The following is a 22,767-nucleotide window of genomic DNA, read 5'->3' on the forward strand; positions in this document are numbered from 1 at the left end:
TCAGGGCCAGCGGGCAACAACGCCTGCGTCAACAGGCCGGATATAAGAATGCAGCCCGCCAATACCGCCAACACACAAAGCGCTTGCAACTTGGGAGGCGTCCATATAGGAGCAGATCATCGGCTTCCTCAAGCAGGCCGAGGCCGGCATGCCGATCAAGGAGTTGTGCCGCAACGGCGGTTTCAGCGATGCCACGTTCTACAAGTGGCGCGCCAAGTTCGCCGACACGCTCGTTCTCAAACCCCGGACCATTGTCGGCCACCGTGAAGCGCCAGAGCTCACCTTCGCGCTGGGCCCGCACGGACACCCTCAGGTCGCTCCGCGCGCGACCGAACTTCAAGGCGTTGCCGATGAGGTTGACGAGCACGTGCTGCAGCAAGCCCGCGTCGCCCTGCACCACGGGCAGGTTATCGGACTGCACGACCTCAGGCGCGTCGGGATACTGCCCCGCCAGAGACGCCAGGCACTCCCGAAACAGCGCCTGCATGTCCACCGGCACGGCCATCAGTGGCGCCTGTTCCACGCGTGAGAGGCTCAACAGGTCGCTGACCATGCTTCGCGCTCGCTGCGTCTCGCGCTCGATGCGGCCCAGCGCGTCGTTCAGCTTCTCGCTGTCACTGCTTTGCAGGGCGCTGCGAGCCAGGTGCACCAGCTCACCCGCGTTGCGCAGCGGCCCGCTGAGGTCGTGTGACACCATGCCCGAGAACGATTGCAGGCCGTGCACGATCTCGCGCAGCTCGGTGGTCCGCTCCTCCACGGTGGCCTCCAGCGTCTCGGCGACGCGCTGCAGTTCTTCTTCGGCGCGCGCACGTTGCCGCAGTTCGACATCCAGTGCCTGCGCATTGCGCTGCAGGATGAGTGTCATGAGGAACACGTAGGACAGCGCCAGTGGCAGTGGCATTAGCGAGCGGACCTCGGCCAGACTCATGTCTTGCAGCAGACCGAACGTGACCAGAAGGGGATGCTGCATAAACGCCAGGATCAGCACAAGCTGTCCGCCCCAGCGGTCGCGCCACCAGAGCGTGAACATCCAGATGGCGCCTGCGGTGAAGATGGTCGCGGTGGCAATCGGGCCGGCATACGCCCAGCCCGAGAGGGCAGTATCGACCGCGAAGACCAGCAATGGCATGGCCAGGGCCACGCCGACGAACACCTGGTGCGCCGGCACGCCACCCGGGCGAAAGTGCGCCTGCAGGCCTGCCGCCAGCATGCCGATGGCGAGCAGCGAGCTCAGGGGGAGCCCGATGGCGGCCATCCGCTGATCCACAACGCCCGAGAGCTCACCCACACGCATGATTCCCAGTGTTGCACCGTAGATCACGGCAGAGCCTGCGAGCCAGCGCGCATAAGGCCATGAAGAACGGCTGGCGTTGAAAAGGAACACCGCACCCAGCGCAAGAATCACCAGCGCGGCGAAAAGGCGGACGTCACCAGCGTAGACGAGAGTGTGCATGCAGTGCGACGGTTGGATCGATGCCGTCATGCTGACACAGGCGCAGCGCGAACGCACGTGAAAGGGTGCACGCTAGTGGGTGAATGTGCGCTCCCCGCCACGCCCGGCTGTCTGGCTGCGCCGGGCATTGCGCCGTCGCCCGGGTTGGGCGCAGGCAGCGCCGAAGTCTGAACTGGCTTTGGTACCACCAACAGGAATCGAACCTGTATCTAGCGCTTAGGAGGCGCTCGTTCTATCCATTGAACTATGGCGGCGAAAACCGGCGAGCTCGCATTGTACGGGTGACCGTCGGGTCGGCTCGGTGGCCGTTACATGGGCGCTTGGCGCAGCTGTTTGCTGCACACCGGCACGTATTCGCCCAGGAAGTCCAGAAAACTGCGCACCGCCGGCGACAGGCCGCGGCGCGAGGGAAACACCGCGTGGACCACGCCCACCGGCATGGACCATTCCGGCAGCAGGCGCATCAGACGGCCGTCGCGCAGTTCGTCCTCACACATGTAATCCGGCAGCCAGCACATGCCGCTGCCGCCCAGCACCGCCCGCTTCAGGGTGAGCAGATCGTCGGCAATGTAGCGTGGCCGGTACTGCAGCACGGCCTCCCGGCCCTGGGTATGCGTCAGACGGACGCTGACTTGTCCATCCGCGGCCGACATCGCCACGCTGTCGAGCTGGCTCGCTTCTTCAAGGGTGACTGGCGTGCCCTGCCTTTCAAGCAGCGCCGGGCTGGCCACCAGCACGGAGCGGGCGTCGTCCAGCCGCTTGATGACCAGGCTGCCGCTTTCCTCCAGCGACAGGCGCACGCGCAACGCCACGTCCACGCCTTCCTTCACCAGATCCACCACGCGGTTGTTCACCTCCATCTCCACGCGCATCTGCGGGTGCCGCGCGAGGTAGATCGGCATCACGTCGGCCAGCACCGTCTGCGCCAGCGTGACCGGGCACACCACGCGGATCGTGCCGCGCGGCTCCGTCTGCGCATTGGCCACCACATCGGCAGCGGCCTGCGCCGATTCGCGCATGGCCTGACAGTGGCGCAAAAACGTTTCGCCCACCTCGGTCAGCGAAAGCTTGCGCGTGGTGCGCTGGAGCAGGCGCACACCCAGCTGCGCTTCCAGCCCGGCCACGCGTCGCGACAACCGCGACTTCGGCATGCCCAGCGCCCGGCCCGCCGCCGCAAAGCCACCGCGCTCCACCACCTCTGCAAACAGCAGCATGTCGTTCAGGTCCTGCATGGGGTCATCCTCGGGGTTTCGGGGTTTTGTGCGTTCTTATTGTCCTGAATATGGAACGATTTGTCTCGAAGTCACCGGCTTATCAAATATTGACCCGGAAATCACAATAGATGCAACGCCACCTGATGTGGCCCCACCTCATCTGGAGAACCCCATGAAACTGCTTCACATCGATTCCGCCATCACAGGCGACCAGTCCGTTTCCCGCCAGCTCACCGCCCAGGCCGTGGCCGCCTGGCAAGCCACCAACCCCGGCACCCAGGTGGAGCACCTGGACCTGGCCAGGAACACCCCGCCCCACCTCAGCGCAGACGCGTTGGGCTTCCGCACTGGCCAGGCCGCCGCAACCGAAACCCAGCGCCAGGAGAACGCCCTCTCGGAACAACTGGTGAGCCAGTTCCTGGCCGCAGACGTGATCGTGATTGGCGCTCCGCTGTACAACTTCACCATCCCCACCCAGCTCAAGGCCTGGATCGATCGCGTGGCCCAGGCGGGCCGCACCTTCACCTACACCGAACAGGGCCCCAAAGGCCTGGCCGGGGGCAAGACCGTGATCGTCGCCATCACCCGTGGCGGCGTCTACTCCACCAGCGAAGCCGGCCGTGCCATGGAACACCAGGAGAGCTACCTGAAGACGGTGTTCGGCTTCTTCGGCATCACCGACGTGCGCTTCGTGCGTGCGGAGGGCTTGGCCATGGGCCCCGATGCCAAGGCGCAGGCCGTGACCACTGCCGAGGGCGAGATTCGTGCGCAAGCCGGCGTGGCGGCGAACCAGCCTGTGGTGGCACAGGCGGCGTGAAGATTGCGAATTTGACCCAGCGACTCTCTTGAGTCGGTTTGATCAAACGGAAAGGGGAGTCTGGCACACGCAGACTCCCCTTTTTTGCGGCGAAATGGAGCAAGCTCAGTCGTACTGCACCGTGAAAATCAGATCCACCGCGTTCTCCGTCCCTGCCCGCGCCCGTAGCGTAAGGTGGCGCGACAGGTCGTAGAACATGGAGACCGTGCTCATGGCGCTGGACAGGCTGTGTTCGTAGCTCAGGTACAGGTCGTCTGACAGGCGCTTGCCCAGTGTGAAGGCGGCCTCGGTGGTGCTGCCGTCGGCGGCGCTGGTTTCGCCCTGGAAGCTCACTTCGTCCAGACCGAAAGTTTTGGCGAGTTCGCCGTCCAGCAGATCCTGATTCCCCCCCAGCAGCGCGCGGGCGGCCTGTTGCAGCACGAACACCTGGGCGCCAGCAGCGGAGGCGGGTCGGCCCAGCACCAGCCAGGCGAGTTTTTCACTGTCTGGCAGTTCGGGGTCTGAGAACAGGCGTACGCGTGGCACTTGTGCGCTGCCGGTGATCTGCACGCCCACGCGCTGACCCGTTGCTTCAGGGAGCTTGCGCACCGCCAGGATGTCGAGCGACGGGTTGTCGTACGGGCCGTTGAATCGCAGGGCGCCGGTCTCGATGTTCAGCTGTTGGCCGTAAGCACGGTAGGTGCCGCTGATGGTGCGCACTTCGCCGGTGATGCGGGGGTCGGGGGTGCCGGGGGTGCTGCGCACTGTGAGCGCACCGGCCAGGCGGGTTTCCAGACCTTGTCCCCGTACCATGAATTGTTCGCCCAGGTCCAGGTTGACCAACACATCGGCCTTGACCTGCTCGGCCAGGGTGGGCTGCACTTCCAGCGTGCGGGTGGTGCGCACGATCACGTCGCTGCTCAAGCTGGGGGTGGTCTCGTCGGGCAATACAAACAGGGCCGAATCTGCCTTGAGCTGGCCGCGCAGTTGGAGCTGTGGCCCAGCCAGCGCAGCTTTCACTTCACCCGACAAGGTGAGTCGTCGGTCGGCGCGGGAGGCCACGCGCAGGCGGTTGGCGGTCACCGTGAGATCAATGAAAGGTTGACGCAGGGCACTGCCTTCGATCCTCCGCCACTCGGCGGTGCCGGTGGCCGTGAGCGTGCCACCCACATCAGCGCCGCGCGGTCCGTTGAGGCTGAAACGCTCGATGGTCACGCGCTCGCCCGCCAGCGTGGCACGCAGTTGTCCGCCCGAGAAAAAGAAGCCATCGACCACGGAGCGCACGGCAAGGTCGTCGGCCTGCAGGTTGCCGCGCCACTCGGGGGCGCCGCGGGTGCCGCTCAGGGTGGCGTCGGCGGCCAGGGTGCCGCGCACGCGCCAGCCGGGCGGCGCCAGGGCCGACCACACGCCCACCTGAGGCAACCGCGCACGCGCGGTGCCGCGCACTGGCGCACTGGTCGGCCACCATCGTTCCAGCGCGTCAGCCGCGGCGGGGGCGCCAGCGGCGGCGGGTGCGGCGAGCTCGGTGGACAGGTCGGCGCTGGCTTCGCCCAACTGCGCGCTGTCCCATCGCAGGCGGGCCTGCACCGTTCGGCCCTCTACGCCGATGTCGATGCGCGCTTCGCGAACGCCAGCAGCCACAGGCTGGTTGCCGGTCGATCCGTTGGTGGCGGGAATGGTGACGGTGGCACGGCCATTGGTGTTCGCGCGGGTGGTACTGGCCTGGGTCGCTCCTCCCATTGCCACGGCTCGGTCGCTCAGCAGCAGCAAATCGCCGCTGGTGCGTTGCAGTGAGGCGCTCAGCCGCAGGGGCTGGGCAGGGTCGCTGGGCAGGAGCAGGTCCCATTGGCCATCGAAGACAAGGTCGCCGCCCAGTCCGGCGGCGCGCAAAGGCGGCAGGCCGCCGCCCTCAACTGTGCTCAGACTGTCCACCCAGGAGAGCGGCAGACCCCGCACCTGGCCTTTGGTCTGGAGGGCGCCTGCGCGCCATACGAGGCTTTCCCAGGCGAGGGTGGGCGCAGCAGCGGAGTTCGCGCCAGTGCCGCTCCCGCTGCGCTGCACTGCGTGGTCGGGCTGCACCTTCAGCACGCCGGCGCCCGCATTCAGCGCAAGCCCTTGTGCATCGCTATCCCACTGCAAGCGGATCGGTTGTTCAGATTGCAAGGCCCAGCTCGACGCAGCGGTTGCGTGCCCAGGCTGATCCACGTGCAAGCGCAGGCGGTTGAGCGCCAGCAGACCGCTTTGCCACGTTCCGTTGGTCTGGCTGAGCTGGCCGCTGCTTTGCAGGGCGGCGCGCCACGGGGCCTGGGCAGCCGTGCCGTTGAGCTCCAGTTGCAGGCTGTTCAAGCCGCCCTGGGCTTGCAGACGCAGGTCGCTGAACGTGGCCGGGCCGGTGGCAGCGGTTTGCACTTGCAATTGCGGCACGCTGAGCGATGCCTGCAGGCGGGGTGAGGGCGCTGGCGCGGTCGGTGAGGTGGACGCTGGAGCAGGGTACCCCAGTGCGCCCAGGCCACCTTGCCATTGCGCTTCCAGTCGGGCGTTGCCTTTGGTGGCGAGCCCAGGCTGGGATTCCAGAAATGCCTTCAGCGGCGGCCCCACCATGGGCAGGGCCTGCAGCCCGCGCAGCCATGCCAGCAAGCGCGCGGCATCGCTGATTTGTATGGTGGCGGCGCCATTGCCTTGGGCGTGGGCCAGTTGGCCTTTCCACTGGGCGCTGGCACCGGGCATTCGGGCATTGAACTGGCCAGCGTAGGTCAGGGCGACGGTGTCCAGCCGGCCTTGCGCGTCCAGGGTGGCACCGGCCATGGTCAGGCGTCCCTCTTTCAGATCGAGCAGGCCTTGGGTGGGTGTGTCGGCGGCGGGCGTCCAGCGGCCTTGCAGACGCAGTTCTTCCAGACGCAGTTCGCTCAGTGACCGGTTGCCGCTGACTGTGGTGCGGGGCGGCGTTGAAGATGGGGCTGCGCGCGCCTGAATGTCAACCGCCTGGGCGTTGCCATCCACCGCGCGGGCACTGAATTCGCCACCCAGCGCGCCGCTGGCCAGCTCGCTCCACAGCAGTGAAGGCTGGATGCTGTTGACCTGCAGCGCGCCTTGCCAGTTCGTTACCTGGGTGCCGTTTGCATCGCTGGTCACATCAGCCTGTGCGGTGCCCTGCAGCTGGCCGCCCGCCAGTTGCGCTTCCAGGCGTTCCACGGTCCAGCGCGTGCCGGTCTGGGTCAGCTCGACCTGGAGCCGTTCCAGGGGCAGCCGCTGCTGGTCGGCTGGGCCGCTGTTGGCGTTGGTCAGGTCGAGCTTGGCGCGCCAGGTGGCGCCGTCGGGCTCGGCCACGAGCGACCCTGACAACGCGGTGGTGGGCGCCTGTGGCCAAAGCACGGCCAGATCGAAGGCCTGTGTGGTGGCGTTGGCGCTGAGCAAAGGCTGCGTTGCCCACGGCATCACGCGTGCAACGGCCTCCAGCGCGGGGTCCGTGCGGGTGCCTGTGGCCGTGCCGGCGGTGCTTTGCACCTGGGCAGTGATGTCGAGCAGGGCGTCGGCCCCACCCAAAGTGCCGCGCGCCTTGGCCGTTGCAAGGAGGGTGATGGCATCGCTGGTGTCGGTGTCTTCTGTGGCTTCTTTGGGGGTGGCGCCAGGCACATGGGCCTCCAGTTCGCCCTGCAGATCGAGCGCGATCGGCATGGGAGCCGAGCCGCCCAGCGTGAGTTGTGCGCGGTAGTGTCCGCCAGAGAGTTCCAGTGCATCGATCACAAGCTGGTGTGTGACGGTGACGCTGGTGCCGCCTGTATCGGGCAAGGCAGGGGTGCCATCCACCAAGCCAGGGCCGTAGCGGTACCGACCTTTCGCGCCACCCAGCGTGAGCGCGTTGCCACCCTCCAGCGTGAACCGGTCTACCGACCAGGGCACGCTCACCGACAGCGGAAGGGTGAGTTCTTGCAGGGGCTCAGTAGGTTGAGCGATTTCGGGCGCAGGGGGACGCTGGTCGTTGACCCGCAATTCCTCTATGGACAGCCCTTGCACGTGAACACCCCGACCCATCAGGGCGTTCAGCCAGAGGGCGTTGTCCCAGTTGACGCGCACGCCGCGCGCCTGGACAGACAACCCGCCCAGCGACCAGCTCAGGTCACCAATGTGTCCGCCGGCGCGAAGGCTGCCCTGCACTTGCTGAATATCCAGTTGACCGACGCTTTCAGCGCGATCCTGCGTCCAGTTCTGAGCCCATGTCAGCGTCTGCGCCAGCGAGCCCGGCGTGGCTGCCCACACCCACAGGACCACAGCAGTTGCCAATAGCAGGCCCACCAGCGTACCTGGTACCCACAACAAGACCCACCACCCGCTTCGCTGGGGCTTGCGGCCGGTCACCGCAGCGTTGGTTTCGGCGTCTTCGTTGTGTGGGGTGGGCGCGCTCATGCGATGTGTCCGGTCTCGCGCTCAGAAGCTGAAACCAACGCTGAGGTGCAGGCGCAGGCGTTTGGCGTCCACACCATAGGCCAGATCGACCTGCAGCGGCCCGACCGGACTGTTGTAGCGGACACCGGCACCCACACCCACCTTCGCGCGCAGGTCGCCCGGCTGGTTGGCCACGGCCCCCGCGTCGACGAACACGACGCTTTCCCATGCGGTGCGCACCTCATCGCGCCAGATCGGCCGCTGCCATTCGAGGCTGCCCACGGCCATGTAGCGCCCAGGGGCCACGCCGCCGTCGGCCTGGGGAATGCCGATATCTCGCAACCCGTAGCCCCGCACACTGTTGTCGCCACCGGCCAGGAAGAGCAGGGTGCGCGGCAAGGGCGCGTCATCGGCTGCGGTGATGGCGCCCCCCTGCAGGCGCAGTGCCAAGCGGCCTGAGCGCCCGGCCGGCCGGGGTTCACCAGAGGGCGTGCCCAACGATGCCACCAGCCGTTGCGCGCCATCCAGAGGCAAATAGCCGAGCCAACGCACTTCGGTGCGCAAGAACGGCCGTTGCACCGAGCCCAGCGTGGTGCCCAGGCCCAGGGTGACGCCCAGCCCATGACCACTGTTGGGAAAAGGTACGCTGTCGAATCGGCGCCGCGTCCAGCCCACGTTGGCTGAGATGGCCTCTTTCGCATCCTCACCTTCAGCGAGTCGCAGCACCGGGTTGACCGCCACGGCCCGGTCGTACTGCACGAACCGGGTGCGATCCAGATCAGGTGTTTCCTGTGACTTGCCCAGCGTGACCCGCTGGCTGGTGGTGGTGGTGAAGTCGTCGAGCTGGCGGGCGGCGCGGGCGCCTGTGCGCCAGCGCCAACCATCTGCCGCCAGGGGTGCACTCCAGTCGGTCGACAGCAACTGGTCGTTGCGCTCGTACTGCAGTTTGCTGTTGGCGCGCCAGCCCAGGCCTGGCACCCGCAGGTTGGAATGCTCGGCCGACAGGCGCGGACCGTTGTCTGTGCTGCCGCCCACGCCCAGGGTCAGCTTCTGCTTCAGGTTCTCCCGCACCTGAACGACCACGGGCGCGGTCGCCTCGCCACTGTCGAAGTCCACATAGGCAAACACCGAACCGTAGTAGCCACTGTCGGCCACGCGCTGCTGCGCGGCTTGCAGTTTTTCGAGGTCGTAGTCGCTGCCGGGAGTCAGGCCGGCCAGGCGCGCCATGCGCTCGATACCGACAGCGTCGTAGCGCTCTGCGCCCTCCACCCGGATGTCGCCAATCTGCACCGGTGGGCCTGACTCGATCTCGACGTGCAGATGTGCGCTCTGGGTGGTCGTGTCGATGTCGGCCAGGCTGTTGGCAATGCGGCCGCGAGGGTAGCGTTGCGCCGTGAGCTCGCGCAAGGCACCGGACTTCACGCGGTCCCAAGTGGGCTGCGTGAAGGGCTGGCCGCTCACGGTTGCAGTGCCTGCGCGAATGGCCTCACGCTGTGCAGCGGCTTCCGGCGCTTCGGCAATGTCACCTTTGAAGTACACATTGGACGAGCCGATTCGGGTCAAGGGCCCTGGATCGACCTGAATGGTGACGGTGCCCAGCGGATGTGTCGTCGCTTCGGGGTCCGCAGGCTTCAGCGCGATATCGATCACAGGCGCGAAGTAGCCCCGTGTGCCCAGCAGATCGCGCAGGTTGGCGGGTGCGTTGACGAGCAGTCGCCCCAGCTCGGTGTCATCCAGATCGCGCAAGCGCTGATAGCGCTGCAGTTCGAGGTTGCGCGAGAGGAAGTCGCGCAATTCGGCCTCGGCGGTGGTCAGCTGAATGTCAAAGCGGGGCTCTGCCGGCGGTCGGGGTGTTCGCTGGGGACGATTCGGTGTGGCCTGGCCTGGTGTCGCTGCTGGCGATGCTTCTTCACCCGATCCGTCGCCCGCAGCTTCACCCGTACTGCCCTGTGTGACGGGGGTGCGCTCGGTCGAGTCGGCAGTCACTGCCTGGGCCAGTGCCCAGATCGGATTTGTGCCCAGGGCCGCCAGCAACAACAGCTGTGCGGTTCGCGCACAGCGTGGGGGGGGAAGATTCATTCAGGGCTTATTTCGACAGCATGCGCATCGTGTCTTCCAGTCCTTTCAAGGTCAGCGGAAACATGCGCTGGCCCATGAGTTGCTGGATGACACTGATGCTCTGTCGATACTGCCACACGCCCTGAGGTTCCGGATTGATCCATGCAAACTTCGGAAATGCATTTGTGAGCCGTTGTAACCATTCGGCCCCGGCTTCTTCGTTGTTGTATTCCACACTGCCGCCAGGCTGCAGGATTTCGTAGGGGCTCATGGTGGCGTCGCCCACGAAAATCAGCTTGTAGTCCTTGTTGTACTTGCGGATGATGTCCCAGGTTTCGAACTTCTCGGCATAGCGGCGCCGGTTGTTCTTCCACATGTAGTCGTAGACACAGTTGTGAAAGTAATAAAACTCCAGGTGCTTGAACTCGCTCTTGACCGCACTGAACAGTTCTTCCACCCGCTGAATGTGCTCGTCCATGGTGCCGCCCACGTCCATCAGCAACAGCACCTTCACGTTGTTGTGCCGTTCCGGAATCATCTTGATGTCGAGCCAGCCGGCATTCGCTGCAGTGGAGCGGATGGTGTCGGGCAGATCCAGCTCCAGTTCGTTGCCCTGGCGCGCGAACTTGCGCAGGCGACGCAATGCCACCTTGATGTTGCGCGTGCCCAGTTCCTGCGTGTCGTCGTAGTCGCGGTAGGCGCGCTGATCCCACACCTTCACCGCCGTCTTGTTGCCACCCTTGCCGCCAATGCGGATACCCTGCGGGTTCTGCCCGCCGTGGCCGAAGGGTGAAGTGCCACCCGTTCCAATCCACTTGCTGCCGCCCTCATGGCGTTCCTTCTGTTCTTCAAGCCGTTTCTTCAGTGTCTCCATCAGCTCGTCCCAGTCCATCTTGGGCGCGTTCGCCTTCTGCTCGTCCGACAGGATGCGCTCCATCTCCTGGCGCAGCCAGTCGGCGGGAATGGGTTTGGTGAAGTCCGCGATCATCTCCACGCCCTTGAAGTAGGCGGCGAACGCGCGGTCGAACTTGTCGAAGTGCTTTTCGTCTTTCACCAGCGACGTGCGCGCCAGGAAGTAGAAGTCGTCCATGCTGCAGGCATCTGGATTGGTCGGCCCGACCACATTGGCCTTCAAAGCCTCCAGCAGCACCAGGTATTCCTTGACCGACACCGGCAATTTGGCCGAACGCAAGGTGTAGAAGAAGTCGATCAGCATGGTGTTCCCCGATTTCAGGGTGGTTTCAAGCGCGCCGCGCCAGCAAATACAGCAACTGAGCCTTGGTTTCAGGCCATTCGCCCGCGCGCATGCTGTACATCACTGTGTCGCGCACGGTGCCGTCACGGCGCAGCGCGTGACCGCGAATCACGCCATCTTTTTTGGCGCCCAGGCGCTCGATGGCTGTCTGGGAGGCGAAGTTGTAGTTGTCGGTGCGCCAGCCCACTACCTGGCAGCCCAGTGTGTCGAAGGCGTGGCCCATCATGAGCAGCTTGCAGGTGGTGTTGACATGGGTGCGCTGGGTGCTTTTCGCATACCAGGTCCAGCCGATTTCGACCCGCTTTACGGCTGGGATGATGTCGTGGTAGCTGGTGCAGCCCAGCACCTTGCCGGTGGCTTCCTCGGTCACGGCGAAGGCGAAGCGGTGGCCCTCGTTGCGCATCTGCAAGGCGGTTTCGATGTAGGCGCGTGTCTGCTCGGGCTCGGGCACCGAGGTCACGCGCAGCTTCCACAGCTCGCCGTCTGCAGCCGCGGTGCGCAGGCCGTCTTCATGATCCAGTGAAAGCGGGATCAGGGCCACGCCGTTGGCGCGCAGGGTGACGGGTTCCACAAAGGCCATGGCGCAGGCCCTCAGCGGTTCCGCTGGTTCATGAAGACCAGCTTCTCGAACAGCGTGGTGTCCTGCTCGTTTTTCAGCAGCGCACCCACCAGCGGGGGCACGCTGACCTTGCTGTCGGCGCTCTGCAGGGCTTCAAGAGGAATGTCTTCGGCCATCAACAGTTTGAGCCAGTCCAGCAGTTCGCTGGTGCTGGGTTTTTTCTTCAGACCGGGCAGGTTGCGCACGTCGTAGAAGGTCTTCATCGCTGTCTTGAGCAGGTCCTGCTTCAGGTCGGGAAAGTGCACATCCACAATCCTGTGCATGGTTTCGGCATCCGGGAACTTGATGTAGTGAAAGAAGCAGCGGCGCAGGAATGCGTCGGGCAGTTCTTTCTCGTTGTTGGACGTGATGAACACCAGCGGGCGGTGCTTGGCACGCACCAGCTCACGGGTCTCGTAGCAATAAAACTCCATGCGATCGAGTTCGCGCAGAAGATCGTTCGGGAATTCGATGTCGGCCTTGTCGATCTCGTCGATCAGCAACGCCACCGGTTGATCGGCGGTGAAGGCCTGCCAGAGCACGCCCTTGACGATGTAGTTGTGGATGTCCTTGACTTTTTCATCACCCAGTTGCGAATCCCGCAGGCGACTCACGGCGTCGTATTCGTACAGGCCCTGTTGCGCCTTGGTGGTGCTCTTGATGTGCCACTGCAGCAGGGGCAGGTCCAAGGCCTGAGCCACCTCTTCTGCGAGCATGGTTTTGCCGGTGCCAGGCTCACCCTTGACCAGCAAGGGGCGCTTGAGCGTGATGGCGGCGTTGACCGCCAGCATCAGGTCTTGTGTGGCAACGTAGTTCTCTGAGCCTTGGAATTTCATGGGGGTTACTCAACAGTGTGACGGAACATGCCCGGTGAAAGGCGTGCGGTTCGAGATGGGCGTCAAGCTCTGGCTGATTGACGGGTCTATATAATCGCGGGTTGATTTTGATCAATCGACATTTCATTGTGCTTGCAAAATGAACCAACTGTTCCCCATGACCGTCCGTTCCCTTGTCGCCGCTGCGACCTTTTCTGCGGTCGCCTTGACCGCCCAAGCCCAGGGCCTCACCGGTGATGTGGAAGCTGGCAAGAGCAAAGCTGAAATGTGCATCGGTTGCCACGGCATCCCGGGCTACCAGAACAGCTTCCCTGAAATCCACAAGGTGCCCAAGATTTCAGGTCAGTCTGGCAGCTTCATCGCCTCTTCGTTGGCCGCATACAAAAAGGGCGATCGCAAACACCCCACCATGCGTGGCATCGCGGCCTCACTGTCCGATCAGGACATGGCCGACCTCGCCGCTTTCTACGCATCCCATGCAGACAAGACCGCGCCCGAGACCCCTCGCACCGCGAGCGTTGAAGTGGCTGCCTTGATCGAAAAGGGCGCCTGCGCTTCCTGCCACGGCGCCAACTTCAGCACCCCGATCGACCCCAGCTACCCCAAGCTCGGCGGCCAGCACGCCGACTACCTGTTTGTGGCCCTGAAGGCCTACACCGTGGAAGGCAACAATTTCGTGGGCCGCTCCAACGGCATCATGGCCGGCATCGCCAAGCAGTATTCACCTGCCGAAATGCGTGCCATTGCCAAGTACCTGTCCACAGTGGAAGGCGAACTCAAGGTCGTGCCCCAGTCGCGCTTCAGGTAGGGCACAGGTAGGGCACACCCCCCTGCGCTGCTGACGCGACTTCCCCCCTATCTGACGCCTTCGGCTTGGAGGGGGGACGGCATCTCGGGCCGGCAAAGCCGGACCCTTGATGCCCCTGGATGGGCACATGTCTCTCGTTGCGGGTCCTGTGTCCACCGCAAGCGGGTTTTGTTTTCGGTTTCCGGAGCGAAGTGTCCCCATTCAGCGACACCCAGGGGGTGACACGAAGCGGCGCGGGGGTGCTCAATCCTTCGTGGCTCGCTGCCGCACATGCTCGATATAGGCCTGCCCATCCGGAGGCCGACCCGACCGCTGACTTTCCCAGAGCATGCGCCCCAGGCACTCCATCACCTCATGGTGCGCCTCGTGCAGATCGCCACGGCGGGCGGTGAGTAGCTCAACAGCCTGGCGAATGCCAGGCGGCTGGTCGATGCTGCACTGCTCGCTGATGGACAGGTGCATGGACAGGTGCAGGAACGGGTTGTCGGTCTCTGGTGAAGTCGAGCCCATGCGTGCCAGCGCGGCATCCACATCGCCCAGTTCGCCGTGGTATTCGGGGTGCTCGGCGATCCACTGCGCGGCCAGCGTTTCAATGGCCTCCATGGGCTGATCTTGCGTCGACTTGGCATGCACGGCGCAGAAAAACCGGCGCACATCGGTTTGGGTAGGGCTGAACATGGGAGGGATTGTCCCGCAAGCGGCGAACACCGGGCCCGGGCTTGGGTACAGTTCGTACCCAGGTTCACAAGGAAACAAGGAGACATCCCATGACCGAAGCATTCATCTGCGACGCCATTCGCACCCCCATTGGCCGCTATGGCGGTGCCCTCTCCAGCGTGCGCACCGACGACCTGGGCGCCATTCCCCTCAGAGCGTTGATGCAGCGCAATCCCAAAGTGGACTGGGCAGCGGTCACCGACGTGATCTTTGGGTGCGCCAACCAGGCCGGTGAAGACAACCGCAATGTTGCGCACATGAGCAGCCTGCTCGCCGGCCTTCCGATGGAGGTGCCTGGCGCCACCATCAACCGCCTGTGCGGCTCGGGCCTGGACGCCCTGGGCACGGCGGCGCGCGCCATCAAGTCGGGTGAAGCCACGCTCATGATCGCTGGTGGGGTGGAAAGCATGAGCCGTGCGCCTTTCGTGATGCCCAAGGCAGAAAGCGCGTTCAGCCGGGCCAACGCGGTTTACGACACCACCATTGGCTGGCGCTTCGTGAACAAGCTGATGAAGGCGCAGTACGGTGTGGACTCCATGCCCGAGACCGCCGAGAACGTGGCAACCGAATTCAAGATCGAGCGCGAAGCGCAGGATCGCATGGCGCTGGCCAGCCAGCAGAAGGCAGTGGCGGCACAGCAGGCCGGGCACCTCTCGCGCGAAATCACGCCGGTGAGCATTGCGCAGAAGAAAGGTGATCCGCTGCTGGTGGACACCGATGAGCACCCCCGCGCCACCACCCTGGAGTCGCTGGCCAGACTCAAAGGTGTTGTACGGCCCGACGGCACCGTGACCGCCGGCAATGCCAGCGGCGTGAACGACGGTGCATGTGCCCTGTTGCTGGCCAATGAAGCCACGGCGTCGAAGAACGGTCTCACTCCGCGTGCCCGCATCGTCGGCATGGCCACGGCTGGCGTTGCACCACGCATCATGGGTATCGGCCCCGCGCCTGCCACCCAGAAAGTGCTGGCACTCACGGGCCTGTCGCTGGCGCAGATGGACGTGATCGAACTCAACGAGGCGTTCGCCGCTCAGGGGCTGGCGGTGCTGCGTATGCTGGGCCTGCCCGACGATGACGAACGGGTCAACGCATGGGGCGGAGCGATTGCGTTGGGTCATCCGCTGGGCGCCAGCGGTGCGCGGCTGGCCACCACGGCGGTGAACCGCCTGCACGCCACGGGTGGGCGATACGCGCTGTGCACCATGTGCATCGGCGTGGGGCAGGGCATTGCGCTGGTGATCGAAAAAATTTGAAGTCCCGCTGGTCCGCAGGGGCATGGCCCCTCGCAACCAGGGTACTTTGGGGTCGGCGGTCGTGCCCGCCCGGCTTCCGGGGTTAGATTGGGTCACTCTGGTTTCACAGGTGCCTTCCCATGCAGCGCTTTTTCGCCTCGATCGCTTTCGCCAGTTCCGTGGCCCTGACGGGGTGCGCGCCATTCCCACAAGTGGTTTCGACCAATGATCCACTTGAGGGGTTGTCTGCTCGGCAGGTATTTGATCGCAGCCTGGCGGTGCACGGAGGCGACTTGCGCAAGCACCCCGGCGACATCAACTTCGCCACCGACGGTCGCTGGTACCAGCTGATCCAGCGAATCCAGCCAGTGGTCACCGATGCACGCTTCAGAGTGGCCTCACAGGAGCGGTACCGACCCAGCGAAGGCCTCTACGCGGTGCGCCACACCGGGCCCGATGGTGTCAAGCAGGTGGTGCGGTCGCCTGAGACCCTGAAGGTGCATTACAACGGTGTGCCTGAAACTGATGCTGTCAGGCTGCGTGCCACCGCCATGACGTCCGACGCGTTCCGCATGTTTCACTTCGGACCCACGTTCTTTCTGGATCGCGCGCAGACCATGACCCGGCTGGCAGATGAAACCGAAAGGGGCGTGCGCTACCACCGGCTGCTGGTTGACATGCGGCCGGGTTTTGGCGAGGCGGCAAACGACCAGGCGGTGTTGTGGATCGACGCCGACAACTACCGCCTGTACCGCATCCACCAGACCCTCAACGGGTTCGAGACCACGCAAGGCGCTCATGTGGACACGACGTTTCTCGACTACCGCCGGGTCGGACCTTACCTGTTTCCGGTGCGCTTTCTGGAGCGTGTGCGCGGCCCCTTGCGGCTCAAGGCCCATGCCTGGGAAGTGACCGGCATCGAGCTGGATCGCGGTTGGCGTGCAGAGGACGTGCGGGGCGCTGAATTCGCCGGGCCGGCTGCGCCGCCGGTGGCGGACTTTTCGACCCGGCCCTGAACTGCCCCGGCCCGTCGGATCAGTGGCGCCAGGCGGGCAACTGCCAGTTCCGCCATAGCGCCAGCCCGCGCAGGCCCGCCGTCACCCCCACACAAGCCACCAGCGCCAGCCACCCGGGCGCTTGCAGGTGCCACAGACCCACATACACCCAACCGCCGGCAAAGGCGCAAACGGCGTAAGGACGGTGGTCGTGAAAAGCCGTGGGAATCTCATTGCACACCACGTCGCGCAACACGCCGCCAAACACGCCGGTGATCAACCCCATGAGTACGGCCACCAGCGCCGGCAGTTCCAGCACCAGGGCCTGGTGCACGCCTGTGGCCGCAAACAGACCCAGCCCCAGCGCGTCGGGCCACTGGATGGCCTTGGCGGTCGGTGCAAAATGGCGGCCCCGCATGAAGGCCATGGCCAGCACACACAACGCCAACACCCCCCAAAGCATCTCCACGTGGCGCACCCAGAAAAACGGCCGCTGGTCCAGCAGCAGGTCACGCAGGGTGCCACCACCGAACGCCGCCAGAAAGCCGACCACGCACACACCCACTGCGTCCAGCTTCTTGCGCGCACCTTCCATCACGCCCGACATGGCAAAGGCCACGGTGGCCGCAATTTCCACCAGCAGGCGCAGGGTCTCGCCCCAGAATTGAACGTTTTGCATCGCGATATTGTCCCCGAGGACAGTGATCTGTCCGGCCTCCTTACCTTTGATCCACTTCCAACATGCCCTTGATCACCGACCCGTACTTTTATCTGGTGGCGATTCCCGCCGTGCTGCTGCTCGGCATGAGCAAGAGCGGGTTTGGCGCCGGCTTCGGCTCGTTGGCGGTGCCCATGATGGCGCTGGCCGTCACCGTCCCACAGGCCGCTGCGATTCTCATGCCCGTGTTGCTGGTGATGGACCTGCTGGGCATGGCTGCCTTTCGCAACAACGTGGATCGCCGGCTGCTGAAGTTCCTTTTGCCATTTGGTTTGGTGGGTATCGTGATCGGCACCCTGCTGTTCAAGATGATGGACGCACGCCTGGTGGCTGGCATCGTTGGCGGATTTACCCTGGTGTTTCTGGCGCAGCGACTGTTGTTTCCACCCAAGCCCGATTCGGTTCCGCCACCCAGGTGGGTGGGCGCATTGCTCACAGCAGCATCAGGGTTCACCAGCTTTGTGGCGCATGCCGGCGGGCCTCCCATCAACGCCTACATCATCCCCATGCGACTTTCCCCGCTGGTGTTCACCGGGACCATGGCGTTTTTCTTCTTTTTCATCAACATCGCCAAGTGGATCCCTTACGCGTGGCTTGGGCTGCTGGACCTTCGCAACATGACCACCTCGCTGGCGTTGCTGCCGTTTGCGCCCATCGGGGTCTGGGTGGGGGTGCGGATTGCTCACCGCATCCAGCCGAAACTGTTTTACCGCCTGATCTACGCGGGCATGCTGCTGACCGGCATCAAGCTGCTGTGGGACGCGTGGGGCTGACGGGGTGGGCAGGGAAGTAATATAGGGTTCGTTTCCCTGTCCCGAGGAGCTCGTCATGCCCATCGTGGTGGTTGCCAATCCCAAGGGCGGCGTGGGTAAGTCCACGTTGTCCACCAACATCGCCGGCTATTTTGCCAGCCAGGGCCATGCGGTGATGCTGGGCGATGCCGATCGTCAGCAGTCGTCGCGCCTGTGGTTGCAACTGCGCCCGCAGGCAGCGCGTCCGATCCGCACATGGGAAGTCTCCCACGACCTGATTGCGCGGCCGCCCAAAGACGTCACGCACGTGGTGCTGGATACACCCGCAGGCCTGCACGGCTGGCGCTTCAAGGACGTGATGCGCATGGCTGACAAGGTGTTGGTGCCACTGCAGCCCAGCATCTTCGACATCTACGCCACACGCAGTTTCCTCGACGAGATCGCGGAATTCCGCCATGCCGACAAGCTCAAGATCGGTATCGTGGGCATGCGCGTCGATGGCCGCACCATCGCGGCCGACAAGTTGCAGGAGTTTGTTGGTGGTCTGGGTCTGCCCGTCCTTGGGCACCTTCGGGACACCCAGAACTACATCCACCTCGCGGCGCGTGGACTCACGCTGTTTGATGTGGCGCCGGGCCGGGTAGAAAAGGATCTTCTCCAGTGGCAGGGCATCTGCAAGTGGCTCGACAACTGAGGCAGTGACGCCAGACGTGCGCGACATCCGATACCGGCGCGATCACATCCGACTGTCCCGGCCTGGACAGCTTGAGATGCCATCGAACGCTAGAGTGCCCGCATGAGAACCTTTGAAAAATTGGCCGACCTGGCCGCTTGTGTGGGTCAGGAAGTGGCGGTCAGCGACTGGGTGACCATCACCCAGGAACAGGTCAATCTGTTCGCACAAGCCACGGGCGATCACCAATGGATCCATGTGGATGCCGAGCGGGCGAAGCAGGGCCCGTTTGGCGCACCGATCGCCCACGGCTTCCTGACGCTGTCGCTGCTGCCGGTGTTTTTCGAGTCATCGATGGCCGTCACCCAGTCCCGAATGGGCGTCAATTACGGATTGAACAAGGTGCGGTTCACCGCGCCCGTGCCTGTTGGCAGCCGACTGCGCGCCCGCATGACGCTGCTGGCGAGCGAGCCCATCGAAAACGGCGGCGTCCAGATGACCTGGTCCGTGCGGGTTGAACGTGAAGGCGTTGAAAAACCTGTCTGTGTGGCCGAGTCGCTGGTGCGGCGTTACCCCTGACTCGGTGGTATTGCGCTGTCGCGCGTTCGCGTGGCGCTACTTGATGTAGGTGATCTGCTTCGGGTCGAGCCAGCCTTCGAATACCTTCACCAGGCCATTGATGCGTTCGGCAGCAATGCCCTGGTCGTGGCGCTGGGAAATCAACAGGTAGATGTCGTTGCGCAGCATCCAGAGTTCGCGCGGGGTCTTGGCGTTTTCAATCTTGAGCCGCAGGCGTTGAGCCGGCAGGCTGGTGCAATCTTCAAACGCCAGCAGCAGGTCCTTGCGAATCGCAGCAAGGTCTTTCAGCGAAGCTGTTCTCGACTTTCGAAAGCCTGGCTTCAGTGACACCCGGATGATGCGGGCAATGGTGGTGATCAATGGAGTCTCCGGGCGATCGGGTGAATCGCGCTTGTCTCGCTGCGACTCATGGGTTGACCTGAGCCGCGCAAAAAATGGTCCCTGATTGTGCCCCACCTCAACCCCTCAGCGTGAGGGGGGCAGACTACCAGAAAGGTGATGCATTTCACGCTGACGTTGTTGCAAAGTCATGCTGGCGCCAGGCCTCGAACACCACCACCGCCACCGCGTTGGACAGGTTCAGGCTGCGCTGCCCCTGCTTCATGGGCAGCCTGAGTCGTTGGGGAAACGGAAACTGGTTTCGAATCGCATCTGAAAGCCCTTGGGTTTCCGATCCGAAAACGAGCCAGTCCCCGGGCTGGAACATGGTGTCGAACACATTGTGCTGTCCCTGCGTGGTGAGGGCAAACATGCGGTGCGGCTGTGGACTTTCGCTTTGCAGGAAATGGTCCCAGTCGGTATGTCGGCGAACTTCTGCGTACTCATGGTAGTCGAGGCCTGCGCGCCTCATTTGCTTGTCATCCATGGAGAATCCGAGGGGTTCGATCAGGTGCAGCACGCATCCCGTGTTCGCGCAAAGCCGGATCACATTGCCGGTGTTGGGCGGAATTTCCGGTGCAACCAGTACCACGTGAAACATGACAGTTGAGGAGCGGTGGTTCCAGGACCGTCCAGGCGGTCCCCGAACGGAGGTTGAGGGTCAATCGACAAATGGCGGCATGATACCGCCAGGTCCTGAGGTGGCGTTTTGAGTTGTCATGAATTCTCTGCATGCCGATGTTTGTGTCAATTCACTGAAAATTGGATTTCGTGTGGCGTCGCTGTTTTTTACACAGCGGGGGTGCGCGCAAACACCAGCGCGCTGACACGAGAGACGCCGACTCCCGCTAGCGCCTGTCCTGCCGCCTGAAGCGTGGCGCCGGTGGTGGTGACATCGTCGACGAGGAGCACATGCGTACCGGCGAAGCGGGATGATTCAGGCGGATTCACAAGAAACACGCCTCGCAGGTTGCGCATGCGTTCTTCACGCGACAGGCTGTGCTGGTCGGGCGCTTCACCTGTGCGCAGCAGTGCCTGTCTGATCTTCGGTGCCACCTTCGCCTGTGTGCCCAGGGCTTGATGGTGCAGGGCTTTCACCAGTTCCCAGGATTGGTTGAATCCGCGAGTGGCAAGCCGGAGTGGCGTGAGCGGTATCGGCACCATGGCATCGCACTCGGACACCAGTTGCCGGGCCAAAGGCGTGCGCAGTATCAATTCGGCCATGGGATTTGCCCAGCCGGGTTGTTCTCGGAACTTGAACTGGGCCACGATATGGTCCCAGGGATACGCATAGTCAACCGCGACCACACACTGCCCTACCGCTGGGCTTTCGATGCGTGTGACGCAGCTCCCGCAACGACCGGTGTCCACAGCCATGGGCGCAGCGCAGCACGTGCAACGCAGGCGAGGCGCGGCGAACCGCCGAGCGCAAGCTGCACAGATGGGCTGGGATGGCCAGCTTCCGCATACCTCGCAAATCGAAGGAAGCCAGTCTGCCTTGAGCTGGAACGGGAAACGCATCGCGCCAATATACTGACGAGGCTTTGGCGGCGGCCCTCTGACCCTGTCAGATGGCGCAACGACCACCGCTACAGCTGCCGCTGCTGACCCATTCAATCGGTTTCCCCTGCCTGATTTTCACCATCGTCGCGTTGTTTTGAGCACCTCCATCGCCCCTGAGAACGTTGTGCCCGGAATGGACGCCGTCGCTGCCAACCGTTGGCGCGCGCGTGCGCGCACGGGAAGCCCCTGGTTGCATGAGGAGGTGGCATCCCGGATGGTGCAGCGGTTGCCCTGGTTCCGGGAAAAGCCTGCCAGCTGGCTGCACTGGGAGCCTGTGAACGGCGGCTTGCAGGGGCACCGCAAGTTGGGCGAATACCTGCCACAGGCCAGGTGCCATGTGAGCGCCATGAATCTGCCCCAGGCGCTGGAAGCCACACGAGATCCTGCCAAAACATTCTGGAAGACTGCGCCGTGGGTGCGCAATCGGCAACCCATGGCTCCTGCACCGGATACCCGTGTCGCCATGCTTTGGGCGAACATGGCCCTGCACCTGGAGCCCATGCCTCAGGCCCTGTTGCGCCGGTGGTCCGATCGCATCGCCGTCAACGGATTCCTGATGTTTTCCTGCCTTGGTCCGGACAGCTTGCGCGAACTGAGGCAGGTTTACCGCCAAGTGGGGTGGCCAGAGCCGGCCCATGCGTTCACGGACATGCACGACTGGGGAGACATGCTGGTGCACAGCGGATTTGCCGAGCCGGTCATGGACATGGAGCGCATCACCCTTTCGTACAGTGGTGCCCCCACCTTGTTGGCCGATCTCCGTGATCTTGGGCGCAACCTGCAAGTCGACCGCTTCCGCGCTCTGAGAGGCCATCGGTGGCGCGATCGCTTGATGGCCGAAATCGAGGCCGGGCTGCCTCGAGATCAGGACGGACGCCTGCTACTGACTTTCGAGATCATCTACGGTCACGCATTCAAGCCACAGCCCAGATCAGCGGCGGGTGGAAGTCAGTCGGTGCCGGTCGACAAAATGCGCGCCATGCTGCGAGCAACTCGACGCTGAACCTGTGCGCGGGTATGGCGAGGGCTTCGGGTGATTGATCGAGTGCCTTGCCACCTTGTCCGACTCGGATGTGGCGTCTTTGTCAGGGGAGGCCCCGTTTGACCTCGCTACAATTGACGATTGTCAAAAACTTCTGGGCATATTCCCAGCGCTGACGTGCTTGGCTTCTGTCGGGTGCGGCCTTTTGAGGTGGCGGATGTTGAGTCCAGCGAGCGACGGGTTTCGGTTGGCCTCGGTATCTGATGCCGGCTGGCATTGGACCTTGCACCGCAACTGCTCGATAACGCCAGCCCAGCTGGCATGGGTGTTTGCCGGGTTGGGTGCAGTGTCACTGGCAGTGGCGGTTTTTTTCTGGTTTCAGGGTGCGGTGCTGGTCTTGCCATTTGCCGCATTGGAGTTGCTTGCTTTGGGCGTTGCGTTTTTTGCGACGGCAAGGCATGCCACTGACGGTGAGCGGATCAGTCTCCATCAAGGTCGCCTGGTGGTGGAGGTGGAGTCCGCGGGGAGGATACACAGGAGTGAGTTTGTCGCTGGCCGGGTGCGTGTGCAACCCGTCAGGGGCCACGCCTTGATTGAGGTTGCTGGTGACGGGCGTTCGGTCAGGTTGGGGCGTTTCATTCGCACCGATCTCCGGCCCGTGCTGGCGAAAGAATTGCGTCAGGCCTTGCTCAAGGCTTGAGAGTGGGTCGAGCAGGTGGGTATCCCGACTGGAGCGGGGCTGGAAAGTTTGTTCTAATCGGCATTGATATAAATCAA

Annotated in this window: 20 protein-coding genes, 1 tRNA gene and 2 pseudogenes; 10 read left to right on the plus strand and 13 right to left on the minus strand. The window is 63.9% G+C overall.

Annotation, left to right across the window (positions count from 1 at the left end):
* Positions 1 to 148: 148 nt before the first annotated feature.
* A pseudogene (locus tag Q7V46_RS10960) lies at positions 149 to 220 on the plus strand (transposase); the annotation flags it as partial.
* Between the two features lie 36 nt (positions 221 to 256).
* Here Q7V46_RS10960 and Q7V46_RS20010 read toward each other — a convergent pair.
* From Q7V46_RS20010 to Q7V46_RS10975, 3 genes and pseudogenes are all read right to left on the minus strand, one after another.
* A pseudogene (locus Q7V46_RS20010) lies at positions 257 to 1,483 on the minus strand (histidine kinase dimerization/phospho-acceptor domain-containing protein); the annotation flags it as partial.
* Between the two features lie 149 nt (positions 1,484 to 1,632).
* Positions 1,633 to 1,707 (minus strand) — tRNA-Arg (locus Q7V46_RS10970).
* 54 nt (positions 1,708 to 1,761) lie between these two features.
* Positions 1,762 to 2,685, minus strand: coding sequence for a LysR substrate-binding domain-containing protein (locus Q7V46_RS10975; protein WP_304913585.1), 924 nt, complete (start codon positions 2,683 to 2,685; stop codon positions 1,762 to 1,764).
* A gap of 154 nt (positions 2,686 to 2,839) precedes the next feature.
* Between Q7V46_RS10975 and Q7V46_RS10980 the strand changes: the two genes are divergently transcribed.
* Positions 2,840 to 3,484, plus strand: a complete 645-nt coding sequence (locus Q7V46_RS10980; protein WP_304913586.1) for an FMN-dependent NADH-azoreductase — start codon at positions 2,840 to 2,842, stop codon at positions 3,482 to 3,484.
* Positions 3,485 to 3,589: 105 nt separating this feature from the next.
* Here the strand turns inward: Q7V46_RS10980 and Q7V46_RS10985 are convergent, their stop codons facing one another.
* The 5 genes from Q7V46_RS10985 to Q7V46_RS11005 are packed head-to-tail and all read right to left on the minus strand — an operon-like array spanning position 3,590 to position 12,593.
* Positions 3,590 to 7,867, minus strand: a complete 4,278-nt coding sequence (locus Q7V46_RS10985) for a translocation/assembly module TamB domain-containing protein (protein WP_304913587.1) — start codon at positions 7,865 to 7,867, stop codon at positions 3,590 to 3,592.
* 21 nt (positions 7,868 to 7,888) lie between these two features.
* Positions 7,889 to 9,925 (minus strand): autotransporter assembly complex family protein, encoded by a 2,037-nt coding sequence (locus tag Q7V46_RS10990; RefSeq protein ID WP_304913588.1) that lies wholly within the window; start codon positions 9,923 to 9,925, stop codon positions 7,889 to 7,891.
* Positions 9,926 to 9,932: 7 nt separating this feature from the next.
* Entirely contained in the window at positions 9,933 to 11,120 is a 1,188-nt protein-coding gene (locus Q7V46_RS10995; protein WP_304913589.1) for a VWA domain-containing protein, read from the minus strand.
* Positions 11,121 to 11,145: 25 nt separating this feature from the next.
* On the minus strand, positions 11,146 to 11,739 hold the full coding sequence (locus Q7V46_RS11000; protein ID WP_304913590.1) for a GNAT family N-acetyltransferase: 594 nt from the start codon (positions 11,737 to 11,739) through the stop codon (positions 11,146 to 11,148).
* 11 nt (positions 11,740 to 11,750) lie between these two features.
* Entirely contained in the window at positions 11,751 to 12,593 is an 843-nt protein-coding gene (locus tag Q7V46_RS11005; protein ID WP_304913591.1) for a MoxR family ATPase, read from the minus strand.
* A 157-nt stretch (positions 12,594 to 12,750) separates the two neighbouring features.
* Between Q7V46_RS11005 and Q7V46_RS11010 the strand changes: the two genes are divergently transcribed.
* Entirely contained in the window at positions 12,751 to 13,401 is a 651-nt protein-coding gene (locus tag Q7V46_RS11010; protein WP_370690329.1) for a cytochrome c, read from the plus strand.
* A gap of 243 nt (positions 13,402 to 13,644) precedes the next feature.
* Here Q7V46_RS11010 and Q7V46_RS11015 read toward each other — a convergent pair whose 3' ends face one another.
* Positions 13,645 to 14,079: a DUF1841 family protein gene (locus Q7V46_RS11015; RefSeq protein ID WP_304913593.1), complete on the minus strand. Its 435-nt coding sequence runs from the start codon at positions 14,077 to 14,079 to the stop codon at positions 13,645 to 13,647.
* Positions 14,080 to 14,168: 89 nt separating this feature from the next.
* On the opposite strand from Q7V46_RS11015, the gene pcaF reads away from it, so the two are divergent.
* Positions 14,169 to 15,371, plus strand: a complete 1,203-nt coding sequence (gene pcaF, locus Q7V46_RS11020) for a 3-oxoadipyl-CoA thiolase (protein WP_304913594.1) — start codon at positions 14,169 to 14,171, stop codon at positions 15,369 to 15,371.
* A 119-nt stretch (positions 15,372 to 15,490) separates the two neighbouring features.
* Positions 15,491 to 16,366, plus strand: a complete 876-nt coding sequence (locus Q7V46_RS11025) for a hypothetical protein (protein ID WP_304913595.1) — start codon at positions 15,491 to 15,493, stop codon at positions 16,364 to 16,366.
* Between the two features lie 19 nt (positions 16,367 to 16,385).
* Here the strand turns inward: Q7V46_RS11025 and Q7V46_RS11030 are convergent, their stop codons facing one another.
* Positions 16,386 to 17,024 carry a trimeric intracellular cation channel family protein gene (locus Q7V46_RS11030; RefSeq protein WP_304913596.1) on the minus strand — a complete coding sequence of 213 codons (639 nt, stop codon included), beginning with the start codon at positions 17,022 to 17,024 and terminating at the stop codon, positions 16,386 to 16,388.
* Between the two features lie 62 nt (positions 17,025 to 17,086).
* Between Q7V46_RS11030 and Q7V46_RS11035 the strand changes: the two genes are divergently transcribed.
* The 3 genes from Q7V46_RS11035 (at position 17,087) to Q7V46_RS11045 (ending at position 19,067) form a co-directional block, all read left to right on the plus strand.
* Positions 17,087 to 17,836: a sulfite exporter TauE/SafE family protein gene (locus Q7V46_RS11035; RefSeq protein ID WP_304913597.1), complete on the plus strand. Its 750-nt coding sequence runs from the start codon at positions 17,087 to 17,089 to the stop codon at positions 17,834 to 17,836.
* Between the two features lie 55 nt (positions 17,837 to 17,891).
* Complete coding sequence (locus tag Q7V46_RS11040) at positions 17,892 to 18,509, plus strand: ParA family protein (RefSeq protein ID WP_304913598.1); 618 nt, start codon at positions 17,892 to 17,894, stop codon at positions 18,507 to 18,509.
* Between the two features lie 102 nt (positions 18,510 to 18,611).
* Positions 18,612 to 19,067 (plus strand): MaoC family dehydratase, encoded by a 456-nt coding sequence (locus Q7V46_RS11045; RefSeq protein ID WP_304913599.1) that lies wholly within the window; start codon positions 18,612 to 18,614, stop codon positions 19,065 to 19,067.
* Positions 19,068 to 19,103: 36 nt separating this feature from the next.
* Here the strand turns inward: Q7V46_RS11045 and Q7V46_RS11050 are convergent, their stop codons facing one another.
* From Q7V46_RS11050 to Q7V46_RS11060, 3 genes are all read right to left on the minus strand, one after another.
* Positions 19,104 to 19,427, minus strand: coding sequence for a hypothetical protein (locus tag Q7V46_RS11050; RefSeq protein WP_304913600.1), 324 nt, complete (start codon positions 19,425 to 19,427; stop codon positions 19,104 to 19,106).
* A gap of 145 nt (positions 19,428 to 19,572) precedes the next feature.
* A complete protein-coding gene (gene trmL, locus Q7V46_RS11055; RefSeq protein WP_304913601.1) occupies positions 19,573 to 20,046 on the minus strand; it encodes a tRNA (uridine(34)/cytosine(34)/5-carboxymethylaminomethyluridine(34)-2'-O)-methyltransferase TrmL in 474 nt (157 codons plus the stop codon).
* 188 nt (positions 20,047 to 20,234) lie between these two features.
* Positions 20,235 to 20,669 carry a ComF family protein gene (locus Q7V46_RS11060; RefSeq protein ID WP_304913602.1) on the minus strand — a complete coding sequence of 145 codons (435 nt, stop codon included), beginning with the start codon at positions 20,667 to 20,669 and terminating at the stop codon, positions 20,235 to 20,237.
* Between the two features lie 472 nt (positions 20,670 to 21,141).
* Between Q7V46_RS11060 and Q7V46_RS11065 the strand changes: the two genes are divergently transcribed.
* Positions 21,142 to 22,011, plus strand: a complete 870-nt coding sequence (locus Q7V46_RS11065) for a biotin synthase (protein ID WP_304913603.1) — start codon at positions 21,142 to 21,144, stop codon at positions 22,009 to 22,011.
* 55 nt (positions 22,012 to 22,066) lie between these two features.
* A complete protein-coding gene (locus tag Q7V46_RS11070; protein ID WP_370690330.1) occupies positions 22,067 to 22,690 on the plus strand; it encodes a DUF2244 domain-containing protein in 624 nt (207 codons plus the stop codon).
* The last annotated feature ends 77 nt before the right edge of the window (positions 22,691 to 22,767 follow it).

The sequence above is a fragment of the Hydrogenophaga sp. genome (assembly GCF_030651625.1).
Classification (GTDB): Bacteria; Pseudomonadota; Gammaproteobacteria; order Burkholderiales; family Burkholderiaceae_C; genus Hydrogenophaga.